Consider the following 12120-nt stretch of genomic DNA (forward strand, 5'->3'; position numbering starts at 1 on the left):
TTGAGCGGCCTGGTGTCGAAGGCGACGCCCTGCGCATGCATGTCGTGGGCGTAGATTTCGCCGAGCGTGTCGTTCGAGACCTTGCCGAAGAAAGCGGCGCGACCGCCGAAGCTGGCGACACCTGCCGCTGTGTTGCCGGCGCTGCCGCCGGAGGCTTCGATGGCCGGGCCCATGCGGCTGTAGAGGAGCTCGGCGCGCCTCGTGTCGATCAGGTTCATCGCGCCCTTGATGATGCCGTTCGTTTCCAGAAATGCCTCGTCGCACTGGGCGATGATGTCGACGATGGCATTACCGATACAAAGCACGTCATAGTTCGGCATCAATGATGTCTCCGCGAAAACCACCGGCTTTCTGGCACGCCGGCCGCGGGCGGGTCTAGCGATTTGATGCGGCTTTGCCTAGGGTCGGGATCTATTAATCTGGTCGAACGGCAGATGCACTGCAACGCGCTGTCCGCCTGTGTCTTGCCTGTCTCCGCCTGCCTCGGAGATACCAGCCATGGAATTGGAAACGCCGTGATCTCTAGCGCCGCCCGCGCCGCCGCCAGCCGGCTGTTTTCGCCCGAATTCCGCTCGGTGTTCGCAAAAACGCTGGGCCTGACCTTGTTGGCGCTCGCCGCGCTATGGTTCGCCATCGAGGGCCTGTTCGAATGGCTGGCCTGGCCATGGATCGACGCATGGCTGCCCAGCCTGCCGTCCTGGGCCGGATGGCTGGGCGTCATCGTCGCCGGCATCGGTCTCGCGCTGGGTCTGGCGCTGCTGATCGCGCCGGTGACGGCGATCATCGCCGGCCTGTTCCTCGACGACGTCGCCGAAGTGGTCGAGCGCACCGACTATCCCAATGACCCGCCCGGCCGCGCCATGCCGGCACTGCGCTCGATGGTGCTGGCGATAAGATTCTTCGGCGTCGTCATCGTCGGCAACATCGTGGCCTTGCTGCTTCTGCTGGTGCCGGGCATCAACATCGCTGCCTTCTTCATCGTCAACGGCTATCTGCTGGGGCGTGAGTTCTTCGAGTTCGCCGCCATGCGTTTTCGCCCGGAGGCCGAGGCACGGGCGTTGCGCAAAAAACATGCCGTCACGGTGTTCCTCGCCGGGCTGGTTATCGCTGCCTTCCTCGCCGTGCCGCTGCTCAACCTCCTGACGCCGCTCTTCGCCGCCGCCATGATGGTGCATTTGCACAAGGCGATCAGTGCGCGGGAAGCGGCTTAGGGGGTGCTGATATTCGGGTGACGCCGGCTTGCGAAGCGGTCTCTTGGCTTCCGGTTAGCACCCAAACGTTACGCTCCGTTCCGGTTCTCGGAACCCACCGTTCTCAGCACGGGCTGACCCGAATCTCAGCACACCCCCGGCGCTAGCGTAAAAGAAAACCGCGTCCCAACTCGTCGTCGGGTTCGACGATGAATTCGGCCCGGCCGCAGTAGTAGGCGCGACCGCCGACTCGGGCGATAATGGCGTCATGCAGCCCGGCTTTCGCGGTCCTCGCCACGCTGCCGGAAAAGCGCGAGCCTGCAACACTCTCGAACAGCCGCGTCTGGCCGGCGATTTCGCCCTTGGCATGCATTGCCGCCAGCCGCGCAGTGACGCCCGAGCCGGTCGGCGAACGGTCGACCTCGGCCTCGGCGAAGACGCAGATGTTTTTGGTCGGGGTATCGGAAAATGCGTCCTGTCCGTCGGTCAGGATGGTGCCGTAGAGAAAGGCAAGGTCGGCATGGTCGGGATGCGACAGCGGAAACTCGGCCTTCAGTTTCCCGGTCAGCATTGTCGCCGCATCGACGAAATCGCGCACGCGGTTCCTGCCGAATTCCAGCCCGAACTGGCGGCAATCGGCGAGCGCATAGAAGGCGCCGCCATAGGCGATGTCGAAGCCGATCGAACCGAAGCCCGGCAATTCGATCTCCTGGTCGCGGGCGAACAGAAAGGCCGGCACGCTTTCGAACGACACCGCGCCGGCCTTGCCGTCCTGCACCTCGACCGAGGCGACGACCAGCCCGCACGGCGCTTCGATATTGACTGTCGTCACCGGCTCCTGCCGCGCCACCAGCCTCTCGTCGACGGCGTAGCGGCCGAGCGCGACGATGGCGTGGCCGCACATCGTCGAATAGCCCTCATTGTGCATGAACAGCACGGCGAGGTTGGCGCCGGGCAGGTCGGGTTCCACCAGCAGCGCGCCATACATGTCGTAGTGGCCGCGCGGCTCGAACATCAGGATCTTCCTGAGATGATCGAGGTGGTCGCGCACATAGGCGCGCTTTTCCAGGATCGTGCCTGCAGGGATCTTGGGATAGCCGCCGGTGACGATCCGCAGCGGCTCGCCGCCGGTGTGCATGTCGACGACGGTGAGCGTCATGCGTTGGGTTCGGCAAACAACGCCTGCAGCTTGCCGAAAGGCATGGCGGTGCGGGTGAAGCCGAAGGTGCCGTCCTGCTGGATCTCGCGCGCCGCCGTCTCCAGCATGCCGAAGGCGAAATTGGTCAGCCAGGGCCCGAGCGAAATGCGCTTGACGCCTGCCAGGGAAAGATCGGCGATGGTGAAGCCGGGCCTCACCATGACGTTGACCGGCTTGGTCAGCGCCGAGCAGACGGTTCGCACCGTCTCGATGTCACTGATGCCCGGCGCGTAGAGCACGTCGGCGCCGGCCTTCTCGAAGGCCTGCAGCCGCTTGATCGTGTCGTCGATGTCGGGCTTGCCCCATAGAAAATTCTCAGCCCGCGCGGTGAAGACGAAATCGTGCTTCAGCGCCCGTGCCGCCTCCGCTGCGGCGGCGACGCGCTCGACGGCATGCGAAAAATCATAGATCGGCTTGTCGGGCTCGCCGGTGTGGTCCTCGATCGAGCAGCCGGCGAGGCCCGCGGCCTCGGCCGCGAAGATGGTTTCGGATGCACTTGTCGCGCTGTCGCCCTTGCCCTTTTCGAGATCGGCCGAGACCGGCAGGCCGGTCGCCGCCGCCACCTCGCGGCAGTGGTGGATCATCGCCTCGAAGGTCACCGCGCCGTCGGGCAGGCCGCGCGAAAAGGCAAAGCCGGCGCTGGTCGTCGCCAGCGCCTTGAAACCGAAGGAAGCCAGCAGTTTCGTCGTGCCGACGTCCCAAGGGTTGGGCATGACGAAGATCGAGCTGTGCAGGTCGCGAAAGATTTTGCCCTTGTCCATGGATGCTCCCCAGAGTGCGAAGCGCATTTTATCCCGCCACTGCCCGCCGGGCAAACGAATGCGATTGGCTCAGAAGCGATTGGCGTTCTCTCCTGCCAATTTGTCCAGTGCGTCGGACCCCTTGACGTAGGCGGTCCCACTCCAATGGTAGGTGACGGAGATGTCGCGCGAGGAAGCCTCAGGCGCCGGTTCGTCGCAGCTTTCGCCATTCGGCACGGTGGCATCGGTCACCGTCGCCTTGATGGCCGCATAGGGCTGGCCGTCCGCAATGGTCTGAAAGGCCAACTCCTGCGTGCGCTTGTAGGCGCACAGCGCCTCGTCGAACGTGTGGATCATGTCGATCAGTTCGAACCTGTCATCGCGGACCAGGATCAGCGGCGTGCTCACATAGCCCTGGCTCGAGTTGAAATGCGTGCTCAGGGTGATGATGGCGTCATCGCCGGGTCCGATCGCCAGCTTGCCCGGGTCGCGGAAATAGGTGCTCCGGTCGACGGCGACATTGACAGCGTCGAGCAGTCTCGGCCTGCTGGCAAGATCGTAGAGCGCCAGCACCGCAAAACCCTCGGTGCTGTCGGAGGAGCTCCCGAGGTCAAACAGCATGGCCAGCCGATCCTTGCCGCCTGCCTTGATCTGGAGCACGCCAGCATCAGAAAAGCCCGACGTTACGGGCGGCGAGCCACCGCTATCCGAACCCTCGATATGGCGCATCTCGATCGGCATGGAGCCCCGATAGAAGCCGTCCTTGTCCGCCGCCAGATCGGGAATGACCATCCTGGCGAGGTCGAGATAGATCGTGTCTTTGCGGCCGGGAACGGCGCTGCCAAGGTCCGGGAAACTGACGCCTTGGGCGCCGGCCGCAGTCCACAGGCACGGCAGCAGCAAACAGGCGAGGATGAAGCGAAGCAGGATGGAATTCATATGCTCGCGCCTCCAACTGTCGAACGTTCGCAAACTAGCACGGACGACCGAGGCATCCAGCCGGATGGGAAGCCTGAAGATCAGATCAGTGGATCGGCACCAGCCCGGCAAGGTCGCGCATGTCGTCGAACAGGATGCCGCCGGCCTCGGTCAGGCCGTCGCGGTCGGAATGCGGGTCGCCGTAGTAGGAAAATACGCGCATGCCGGCGGCAATGCCGGCTAACGTCCCGGCGACGCTGTCCTCGATGACGATGCAGTCGGCGGGCGCGAAGCCCATCGTGCCTGCAGCATGCAGGAACAGGTCGGGAAAGGGCTTGCCGCGCGAAACCATGGTCGAGCTGAACAGCGCATGCTCGAACAGCTGCAGCAGCCCGGTCTGGCCGAGCGTGATGTGCATTTTCGAAACCCGTGCCGATGAAGCGACGCAAGTTGCGATGCCGGCAGCGTGCACGGCTTCGATGAACTCCCTGACATAGGGGACGGCTTCGACGCCATGCGCGAACAGGTCCGGCAGGCCGGCGTTCCAACGCTCGACGAAATCGGCGCCGAGGCTGACGCCGGTCGCCTCGACCTCCTTTTGCACCGATATCATGGAGCGGCCGGAGAAATTCTTACGGCAATATTCGAAGCTGGCCGGGTAGCCGGCAGTGCTGAGCCATTCGGCGAGGCGTCGATTGGCCAGGTTTTCGGTGTCGACCAGAACCCCGTCGCAATCGAAGATGACGAGTTTGGGTATTCTCATTCACTATGCTCATCAGGCCGTGCCGGTCGATCCGAAGCCGCCCGAGCCGCGCGCCGTGCCCCCGGCCAATGTGCGCTCCTCGACCGTCGCCTGCATCACGGACGCAAAGACGATCTGGGCGATCCGCATGCCGCGCGTCACTGCGAAATCTTCGTCGCCGAGATTGATCAGCAGCACCTTGACCTCGCCGCGATAGTCGCTGTCAATGGTGCCCGGCGTGTTGAGACAGGTGAGGCCATGCTTGAAGGCGAGGCCCGAGCGCGGCCGGACCTGACCTTCCACGCCCTCCGGGATCTCCAGGATCAGTCCGGTCGGCACCAGCGCGCGTTTTCCCGGCAGGATCAGCAGCGGCCGATCGTCCGGCACCGCGGCGCGCAGATCCATGCCGGCGGCGCCCGGGCTTTCATAGGCGGGAAGCGGCAGGCCCTCGCCATGCGGCAGCCTGACGAAGCCGACGGCCGGACCGATGACGGAGGAAGTGTAGAGGGCTGCGCGCATGAGGCTGATCCTATCGCTACCAACGCCGATTCGGTCAACTCGGCGGCAATGCTATCAACGGCTTTCTTTCAGCGCAGTTCCACTTCAGCGCAGTTCTACGGGAACGACCGTCGTTTCCTTGATCTCCTCCATGACGAAGGAGGCTGAAACATCCGACAGCGCCACCTTGGCGATCAGTCGCTGATAGAGCCGGTCATACGCCTTCACGTCGGCGACGCGGGCACGCAGCACATAATCGAGGTCGCCGGACATCCGGTAGACGCCGGTGATCTCGGGAAAACCGGTGACTGCCGCCCGGAATTTTTGCAGCCAGTTCGGATCGTGATTGGAGGTCCGGATCAGGACGAACACCGAAAGGCCGAGGCCGAGCTTGTCCGCATCGACCAGCGCCACCCGGCCAGTAATTACGCCGTCTTCTTCCAGCCGCTTGACCCGGCGCCAGCAGGCATTGCGGGACAGCGACACCCTTTCCGACAGTTGGTCGACCGACAGTGTACCGTCGCGTTGCAACTCGGCCAGCAATCTTCGGTCGATCTCATCGATTTCCAGCGGCATGTGGGATATTTGTCCCAATAATTGGCCAAACACAAGGATGATTTGGGACCAATGAACCAAAAGCTCATGCCAGAATACTTAGCATCGGGGGCTTATCCCGGTAGGAGGCATTACCATGACGACACGGCTTGCAAGGCTCTTTACCTCTCACCCGGCCAAAGTTGGTGAGACCTATTTCAGCCATATGGCCTTCGCGGCGTGGTTCTGCTCGCGCCTGTTGATGGCAGCGTTCGCCGCGCTCATTCACGCTTTCTTGCCGTTTCTGTTTGAGACCACGGCCAGCCGAATCGTTCGCGAGCTCTATGAGCGCACGCACAACAGAGGCACACACGCGATCAAGGAGCCTGCGGCTTTCATGGATCGCGCCTGAGGGAAGATTAAGCGATGTGCCGCTGGGCGGCCTATCTTGGCGAAGCGGTTTTCCTCGAAGACATCGTCACGGCGCCCTGCCATTCGCTTATCGCCCAGGAAGCCAAGTCGCCGACCAATGGCGATGGCTTTGGCCTCGCCTGGTACGGCGAGCGGCCCGAACCGAGTCTCTATCGCGACATCCTGCCGGCCTGGTCCGATCCCAATCTGAAGAGCCTGTGTCGCCAGATCAGGTCCAGACCGGCGGCGCCACCAGCCGCATGAACTGTCATCCCTTCACTGCCGGCCGCTGGTCGTTCATGCACAACGGCCGGATCGGCGGCTTCGAAACAATCCGCCGCGCGCTGGAAAATTCGCTCTCTGACGCGGTCTTCGCCCAGCGCGAAAGCACCACCGATTCCGAACTCTTCTTTCTCCTGATGATCGACGAGGGGCTGTCGGGTGATGCGGAGGGCGCTGTTCTCCGCGCCACCAGCCGCGTTATGGACGCCTCGCACCGGGCCGGCTTCGAACCGGCGCTGAGACTTACCGCCGCCTTGTCGGACGGCGGATCGCTCCATGCGGTGCGCTATGCGACCGATCCCCACGCGCCGACGCTCTACACCTCCGTCTTCGGCAATGGCGGCGGGCGATGCCTTATGTTCGGAGCCTTTCGACCGTGATGGCGGCGACTGGCAGCCGATCCCGCCCTCTAGCTTCGTCACCATCACCAGAGACGGCATGACCATTCGCCCGTTTGTGCTCCAGCCGGTAAGACTGGCGCTGGCCGTGTAGATCCCTTGCGGTCGCGGCAATATCGCGGGACGGCGCCGACCTCAGCAGACCCTCGCAGCGCAATTCCGATCAAGCACCGCTTGTTCTGGAATGCTGAACTCGGCTTGAAGACGCGCCGTAGCCCCGCCATTTGGTGAGGCTGGCGCCGCTACCAAGCCGGAGCATTGGTCATGGATCTCGTCTTTTCCTCCACCAGAGAATTGGCTGCCGCGATCCGCGACCGCAAGATTTCCGCCGTGGAAGCGCTGGACGCGCATTTGGCTGAGATCGACAGGAAAAATGAGGCGGTCAAGGCCGTCGTCACGCTTGACAGGGAAGGGGCTCGCGCTCGAGCGAAGAAAGCCGACGAAGCCCAGGCGCGCGGCGACGCTGTCGGGCCGCTGCACGGTGTGCCGTTCACGCTGAAGGACACGCACGAAACGTCAGGCATAAAGACCACGGTCGGCTTCCCGGCCTTTGCCGACTATGTGGCGAGAAAAGACAGCCCGGTCGTTCTCAGGCTGAAGGCGGCCGGCGGCGTGCTGGTCGGCAAGACAAATGTCGCAACGATGCTGGGCGACTGGCAGTCGAACAATCCGCTGTTTGGCCGCACCAGTAATCCCTGGGATCTATCGCGCACCGCCGGCGGCTCCAGCGGCGGCGCCGCGGCAGCGCTCAGCACCGGCATGACACCGTTCGAGATCGGCACCGACATGCAGGATTCGATCCGCCTGCCTGCAGCCTTTTGCGGCGTCTACGGCCTCAAGCCGACCGAGCACCGCGTCTCCCTGGCCGGCGCCTTTCCCGATCCCACCGGTGCGCCGCGCAGCGTGCGGCTGATGTCCTGTATCGGTCCGCTGGCCCGCAACGTCGAAGATCTGGGGCTGATCCTGCGGATCATAGCAGGGCCGAATGGCAGCGACACAGATCTTGCGCCGGTTCCGGTCGAGGACATGCCGAAGCTTGATCTCAAGACCCTGCGCATCGCTTTCGCGCCGGCCTTTCCGGGTTTTCCGGTAGCCGGCGAGATCAGGGCCGCGGTCGAAAGTCTGGCCGAGCAACTCAAGTCTGCGGGGGCAGCCGTCGAGGAAGCAAGACTGCCGACGCTCGACCTGCACAACGATCTGACGCAAGGCGGTGCGCTGATCGGCATGATGCTAGAGGCTGCGCAGCCGAAGCTGCCGGAAGAACCGACACCGGTCTCGCGCTGGTTCGAGGCGCTCACCCGCCGCGACCAGTCAATTCTTGCCTGGGACCGTTTTTTCGAAGGTTGCGATGTCTTGCTTTGCCCCGTCGCCATGACCACCGCCTTCCCGCATTGCGAGCCGGGAACACCGATCAAGGTTGATGACAGGGAGCAGAGCTACTGGATGCTGCCGGCCTACGGCGCGGTGTTCAACTACAGCGGCCACCCGGCACTGTCGATGCCCTGCGGGCAGGACCGCGACGGCCTGCCCATCGGCCTGCAACTGGTCGGCCGCCGCTGGTCGGAAGCGCGGCTGCTCGGCGTCGCCAGGGCAATAGCGCTGCTGAGCGGCGGTTTTCGCCGTCCGCGCGGCTATTGAGCAAACCGCGTCAGCCCATACGGCTCAAGCAGCGGGTCGCGCGCGTCGTCGAGGATTTCCCGGGCGGCGAACAGGCCGACGGCTGGGGCCAGTGTGATGCCGGAATGCATGACCGCGACATAAAGGCCGCTCAGGCCTTCAGCCCGTCCGATGATCGGAAAGCCGTCGATCGGCGTCGGCCGATAGCCGACGGTGTGGAAATCCAGTTCCAGCCGGTCGGCGTCGCGCAGCATGCTCTTCATCGCCGCAAACAGCTCGCGACCGGTGGCTGCGGCATCCATTCCCGGATCGGCGCCGCCGAAATCCGAGCCGGCGATGATGCGGCCCTCGGCAGTCTGGCGCATGTGCAGCCGATCGCCGATCACCAAGCCGTTGAGCAGCTTTTCGTAGGGGCGTGAATGGACGATCAGGCCGGGCGGCGTCTCGATCGGCAGTTTTAACCCAGCCGTCGCCGCAATTGCCGGAGAGCCGGCGCCCGCTGCGATCACCACCTCGTCGGCAGCGATCCGTCCGCCTGACATATCCACGCCGGTAATCCTGCCATTGGTCTGCACCAACGCGGTCACGGCCGTTCCGCCCATCACCCGCAGGCCGCGCTGCTCGGCATCCACCAGCAGCGCCTGCGTGGCCGCGACCGGCTCGGCGACGCCCTCCTCTGCCACGTGAAGGGCGAAATCGGGAAGCTTGGTCAAATTGGGCTCTATACGTGCGGCTCCCATGCGGTCGACGTGCTCGATGCCGTAGCCCCAGGCAGAATGCTCGACTGCATAGGCTTCCAACTCGGCCGGCGGCAGGTCCCAGCACAGGCCGCCGCACCATTCCAACGGAATGCCGGGCACGTCATGCGCAAGCCGCGTCCATTCGGCCATCGAACGGGTACGCAGCCGGAAATACGGCTCTGGATTGCCCCAACTGGCATTGATCCAGGAAAAGGAATTCGGCGTGGCGACGCCGCCGGCGCCGCTGTCGGCAATCACCGTTACGTTCGCGCCGGCGTTCGCCAGATGCCAGGCGACAGACGCGCCGATGATGCCGGCGCCGACGACGATGACTTGCTTGGCTGCGCTCATGGATGGTCCTTTGTCGAATCGGGTCTCCTGATGTCGTTGCGGCGACCCTATCTCAAGACCGGCCATCCGCCCAAAATTGTTCGACAGGCTGCAAAAGCGCTGCTAGAAGCCCGCGCACCACATGGGATTCCATAAATTGGCTGAAGACATCACGAACGCGGTGGAGCGCCGCCGCACTTTCGCGATCATCGCGCATCCGGACGCCGGCAAGACGACGCTGACCGAAAAGCTGCTTTTGTTCGGCGGCGCCATCCAGCTTGCCGGCGAGGTCAAGGCCAAGAAGGATCGCATCCAGACCCGGTCGGACTGGATGAAGATCGAGCGCGAGCGCGGCATTTCGGTCGTCACCTCGGTGATGACCTTCGAGTATGAGGACAACGTCTTCAACCTGCTCGACACGCCCGGCCACGAGGATTTCGCCGACGATACCTATCGCACGCTGTCGGCAGTCGATGCGGCGGTCATGGTCATCGACGCCGCCAAGGGTATCGAGCCGCGCACGCTCAAACTGTTCGAGGTCTGCCGGCTGCGCGACATCCCGATCATCACCTTCGTCAACAAGATGGACCGCGAAAGCCGCGACCCGTTCGAGATCCTCGACGAGATCGAGCAGAAGCTGGCGCTGGACACCGCGCCGATCACCTGGCCGATCGGCCGCGGCAAAACCTTTTCCGGTACCTATCATCTGGCGCTGAACGCGGTACGCAAGGGCGACGCCGAGAAGGACCGCACGCCGGTCAACGGTCCCGATTCCAACCGCGTTGCCGGCCTGTTGCCGGAAAACGAGCGCGAAGGCTTTATCGAGGAGCTGGAGCTGGCACGCGAAGCCTGCCGTCCGCTCGACATCGATTCCTTCCGCGAGGGTCATTTGACGCCGGTCTATTTCGGTTCGGCGCTGCGCAATTACGGTGTGCGCGACCTGATCGAGGCGCTTGGCGCCTACGGGCCGCCGCCGCGCGCGCAGGAGGCAGATACCCGCAAGGTCGAGGCGACCGAGGACAAGATGACCTCGTTCGTCTTCAAAATTCAGGCCAACATGGATCCCAACCACCGCGACCGCATCGCCTTCGTCCGCGTCTGCTCGGGCAAGCTCGAGCGCGGCATGAAGGCCAAGCTGGTGCGCACGGGAAAACCGATGAGCCTGTCGGCGCCGCAATTCTTCTTCGCTCGCACCCGCGTCACCGCCGACGAGGCTTTCGCCGGCGACGTCGTCGGCATCCCCAATCACGGCACGCTGCGCATCGGCGACACGCTGACCGAGGGCGAGGAGATCCTGTTTCGCGGCGTGCCGAACTTCGCGCCGGAAATCCTGCGCCGCGTTCGCCTCGGCGACGCGATGAAGGCCAAGAAGCTGAAGGAAGCGCTGCACCAGATGGCCGAGGAAGGCGTCGTGCAACTGTTCTCGCCGGAGGATGGATCACCGGCCATCGTCGGTGTCGTCGGTGCGCTGCAGCTCGACGTGCTGAAGGAGCGGCTGAACTTCGAATACACGCTGCCCGTCGATTTCGAGATGTCGCGCTTTTCCGTGTGCCGCTGGATATCGGCTGACGACAAGGCCGAGGTGCATCGCTTCATCGAGGCGCATCGCGGCGACATTGCCCGCGATCTCGACAACGACCCGGTGTTCCTGGCCCAGCACGCCTTTTCGCTCAACTACGAGGCCGAGCGCTGGAAGGCGATTCGCTTCGCCGCGGTCAAGGATTATCAGGTCCGCGACAAGGCAGCTTGAGCTGCGTCCCTTCCCCACGGGAGAAGGGACGAGCGTTCGATCACCCCCTGGCCGCCTCTTCGATCTTGGCGATGTCGATCTTGGTCATCTGCATCATCGCCTGCATGACACGGCCGGCCTTTTCCGTGTCGCGGTCCTGCAGCAGCTTCGGCAACTGCTCGGGAACGACCTGCCAGGAGACGCCGAATTTGTCCTTCAGCCAGCTGCACTGGCTGGGCTCGCCACCGCCCTCGATGAGCCTGTCCCAGAAATAGTCGACCTCCTCCTGCGTTTTGCAGTCGATGGACAGCGAGACTGCCTCGGTGAACTTGAATTGCGGCCCGCCGTTGAGCGCCTGGAACTGAACGCCGTCGAGCTCGAAATAGGTTACCAGCACTTTGCCCTCACGATCGCCGCTGCCCTTGGGCCAGCGCATCACGCTCAGCACCTTCGAGTTCTTGAAGATGGAGATGTAATGGTTCATGGCCTCCTCGGCCTGGTCGTCGAACCACAGGCAGGGGGTGATCTTTTGCATTTGCTTGCTCCTCGGGCTGGTTTTTGTTGTCACTCGTAAAACGGCCGGCTGGCAATTGATGCCCGTCCGCGCCGTCTGCCCAAGGACGCTCGGGCAAAACATAATCCGACAGCACCTCTGACTTTTTACTGCCTGGGCCGGCTTACCGTCTTTGGCTCAAGATCCCGGCGCATCGCAAAACCGTGGCCAGAGCAGACCGCGGCGTATATAACGCCGCTCAATTCCGGTTTTCCGCGCCTGTCCGGGCGCGACCCAGAC

The 12120-nt window shown here is 63.7% G+C and carries 13 protein-coding genes and 1 pseudogene; 5 read left to right on the top strand and 9 right to left on the bottom strand.

Annotated elements, in window-relative coordinates; translation table 11 throughout:
* On the bottom strand, window positions 1-320 hold a 320-nt coding region (locus ACWTU8_RS20680), incomplete at its 3' end, for a PfkB family carbohydrate kinase (RefSeq protein WP_455849639.1).
* 195 nt (window positions 321-515) lie between these two features.
* Between ACWTU8_RS20680 and ACWTU8_RS20685 the strand changes: the two genes are divergently transcribed.
* A complete protein-coding gene (locus ACWTU8_RS20685) occupies window positions 516-1211 on the top strand; it encodes a sulfate transporter family protein (protein WP_455849640.1) in 696 nt (231 codons plus the stop codon).
* Window positions 1212-1353: 142 nt separating this feature from the next.
* On the opposite strand, the gene ACWTU8_RS20690 is transcribed toward ACWTU8_RS20685, so the two are convergent.
* The 6 genes from ACWTU8_RS20690 to ACWTU8_RS20715 all read right to left on the bottom strand — a co-directional run bounded on the left by ACWTU8_RS20690 (window position 1354) and on the right by ACWTU8_RS20715 (window position 5862).
* Complete coding sequence (locus tag ACWTU8_RS20690; protein WP_455849641.1) at window positions 1354-2349, bottom strand: proline racemase family protein; 996 nt, start codon at window positions 2347-2349, stop codon at window positions 1354-1356.
* The gene (locus ACWTU8_RS20695) at window positions 2346-3149 is read right to left on the bottom strand and encodes an isocitrate lyase/PEP mutase family protein (RefSeq protein ID WP_029347760.1); all 804 of its coding nucleotides are present in this window, start codon (window positions 3147-3149) and stop codon (window positions 2346-2348) included. Before ACWTU8_RS20695 ends, ACWTU8_RS20690 begins: the two co-directional genes overlap by 4 nt.
* A gap of 69 nt (window positions 3150-3218) precedes the next feature.
* Window positions 3219-4067, bottom strand: a complete 849-nt coding sequence (locus ACWTU8_RS20700) for a hypothetical protein (RefSeq protein WP_455849642.1) — start codon at window positions 4065-4067, stop codon at window positions 3219-3221.
* 85 nt (window positions 4068-4152) lie between these two features.
* Window positions 4153-4809 carry an HAD family hydrolase gene (locus tag ACWTU8_RS20705; RefSeq protein ID WP_455849643.1) on the bottom strand — a complete coding sequence of 219 codons (657 nt, stop codon included), beginning with the start codon at window positions 4807-4809 and terminating at the stop codon, window positions 4153-4155.
* A 12-nt stretch (window positions 4810-4821) separates the two neighbouring features.
* Window positions 4822-5307 (bottom strand): dUTP diphosphatase, encoded by a 486-nt coding sequence (dut, locus tag ACWTU8_RS20710; RefSeq protein ID WP_065006001.1) that lies wholly within the window; start codon window positions 5305-5307, stop codon window positions 4822-4824.
* An 84-nt stretch (window positions 5308-5391) separates the two neighbouring features.
* On the bottom strand, window positions 5392-5862 hold the full coding sequence (locus tag ACWTU8_RS20715) for an Lrp/AsnC family transcriptional regulator (RefSeq protein WP_065006000.1): 471 nt from the start codon (window positions 5860-5862) through the stop codon (window positions 5392-5394).
* 115 nt (window positions 5863-5977) lie between these two features.
* On the opposite strand from ACWTU8_RS20715, the gene ACWTU8_RS20720 reads away from it, so the two are divergent.
* The 3 genes and pseudogenes from ACWTU8_RS20720 (at window position 5978) to ACWTU8_RS20730 (ending at window position 8549) form a co-directional block, all read left to right on the top strand.
* Window positions 5978-6232 (top strand): DUF6356 family protein, encoded by a 255-nt coding sequence (locus tag ACWTU8_RS20720; RefSeq protein ID WP_455849644.1) that lies wholly within the window; start codon window positions 5978-5980, stop codon window positions 6230-6232.
* Window positions 6233-6246: 14 nt separating this feature from the next.
* Window positions 6247-7005, top strand: a pseudogene (locus ACWTU8_RS20725) (class II glutamine amidotransferase).
* Window positions 7006-7175: 170 nt separating this feature from the next.
* Complete coding sequence (locus ACWTU8_RS20730; RefSeq protein WP_455849645.1) at window positions 7176-8549, top strand: amidase; 1374 nt, start codon at window positions 7176-7178, stop codon at window positions 8547-8549.
* Here ACWTU8_RS20730 and ACWTU8_RS20735 read toward each other — a convergent pair.
* Window positions 8543-9619, bottom strand: coding sequence for an NAD(P)/FAD-dependent oxidoreductase (locus tag ACWTU8_RS20735; protein ID WP_455849646.1), 1077 nt, complete (start codon window positions 9617-9619; stop codon window positions 8543-8545). The genes ACWTU8_RS20730 and ACWTU8_RS20735 overlap by 7 nt on opposite strands.
* Window positions 9620-9740: 121 nt before the next feature.
* Between ACWTU8_RS20735 and ACWTU8_RS20740 the strand changes: the two genes are divergently transcribed.
* Window positions 9741-11348: a peptide chain release factor 3 gene (locus tag ACWTU8_RS20740; protein WP_082982095.1), complete on the top strand. Its 1608-nt coding sequence runs from the start codon at window positions 9741-9743 to the stop codon at window positions 11346-11348.
* Between the two features lie 40 nt (window positions 11349-11388).
* On the opposite strand, the gene ACWTU8_RS20745 is transcribed toward ACWTU8_RS20740, so the two are convergent.
* Window positions 11389-11862, bottom strand: a complete 474-nt coding sequence (locus ACWTU8_RS20745; RefSeq protein WP_455849647.1) for a VOC family protein — start codon at window positions 11860-11862, stop codon at window positions 11389-11391.
* Between the last annotated feature and the right edge of the window lie 258 nt (window positions 11863-12120).

This window comes from Mesorhizobium sp. BHbdii (assembly GCF_053848045.1).

What these genes read in the sequence shown, in the direction of transcription:
- ACWTU8_RS20690 (WP_455849641.1), bottom strand. Translation starts at nt 2,349, where the DNA reads ATGACGCTCACCGTCGTCGACATGCACACCGGCGGCGAGCCGCTGCGG.
- ACWTU8_RS20695 (WP_029347760.1), bottom strand. Translation starts at nt 3,149, where the DNA reads ATGGACAAGGGCAAAATCTTTCGCGACCTGCACAGCTCGATCTTCGTC.
- ACWTU8_RS20700 (WP_455849642.1), bottom strand. Translation starts at nt 4,067, where the DNA reads ATGAATTCCATCCTGCTTCGCTTCATCCTCGCCTGTTTGCTGCTGCCG.
- ACWTU8_RS20705 (WP_455849643.1), bottom strand. Translation starts at nt 4,809, where the DNA reads ATGAGAATACCCAAACTCGTCATCTTCGATTGCGACGGGGTTCTGGTC.
- dut (WP_065006001.1), bottom strand. Translation starts at nt 5,307, where the DNA reads ATGCGCGCAGCCCTCTACACTTCCTCCGTCATCGGTCCGGCCGTCGGC.
- ACWTU8_RS20715 (WP_065006000.1), bottom strand. Translation starts at nt 5,862, where the DNA reads ATGCCGCTGGAAATCGATGAGATCGACCGAAGATTGCTGGCCGAGTTG.
- ACWTU8_RS20720 (WP_455849644.1), top strand. Translation starts at nt 5,978, where the DNA reads ATGACGACACGGCTTGCAAGGCTCTTTACCTCTCACCCGGCCAAAGTT.
- ACWTU8_RS20730 (WP_455849645.1), top strand. Translation starts at nt 7,176, where the DNA reads ATGGATCTCGTCTTTTCCTCCACCAGAGAATTGGCTGCCGCGATCCGC.
- ACWTU8_RS20735 (WP_455849646.1), bottom strand. Translation starts at nt 9,619, where the DNA reads ATGAGCGCAGCCAAGCAAGTCATCGTCGTCGGCGCCGGCATCATCGGC.
- ACWTU8_RS20740 (WP_082982095.1), top strand. Translation starts at nt 9,741, where the DNA reads ATGGGATTCCATAAATTGGCTGAAGACATCACGAACGCGGTGGAGCGC.
- ACWTU8_RS20745 (WP_455849647.1), bottom strand. Translation starts at nt 11,862, where the DNA reads ATGCAAAAGATCACCCCCTGCCTGTGGTTCGACGACCAGGCCGAGGAG.